Annotated in this window: 1 pseudogene; it reads right to left on the bottom strand. The window is 77.4% G+C overall.

The features are described 5' to 3' along the window. A pseudogene (locus tag ACHAAJ_RS15585) lies at positions 1-491 on the bottom strand (hypothetical protein); the annotation flags it as partial.

The following is a 491-nucleotide window of genomic DNA, read 5'->3' as shown; positions in this document are numbered from 1 at the left end:
TAGAGCGTCGCCCACGTCGCGGCAAGCCGGGCCAGGTGCAGGGCGGCGCCGGGGTCGATCGGGCCGTATCCGGCCAGTTCGCACACCTCGGGACCGCCACCGGGAACCCCGCCGGATCTCGCGCCGGGTCCCGCGCCGGGTCCCGCGCCGGGTTTGGCGCCGTCCGCCGGGTCGGCGCCTGCGGCCGCGGCGTCCGGATCGCCGGTCTCGGTGGCCGTGGTGTCCGTGGTGGTTGTTTCGTTTGCCGTGGCCGGTCCGTCTGCGGTTTCGGCGTCCGGGGTCGTTTCAGGCGCCGTGGCAGGGGCCGTGGCCGTGGCGGTGGCCGCATCCGGACCGCTGTTCTGCGCCGGGCGGCGGGTGCCCGCCGGGATGTCCGCGGCGCCACCCCCGCGGGTTTCTTCGCCGCCGTCCGCCCCATCAGCCCCGCACGCCCCGACACCCCGCTCGTGGGCGCCGGCAGTGCCTTCACCACCGTCGGCGTCGTCCGTGGC

It is taken from the genome of Arthrobacter arnarulunnguaqae (assembly GCF_051262515.1).
Taxonomy (GTDB): Bacteria; Actinomycetota; Actinomycetes; order Actinomycetales; family Micrococcaceae; genus Arthrobacter_N.
The sequence above is the reverse complement of the archived record's forward strand: the minus strand, read 5'-3'. Positions and strand labels throughout refer to the sequence as shown.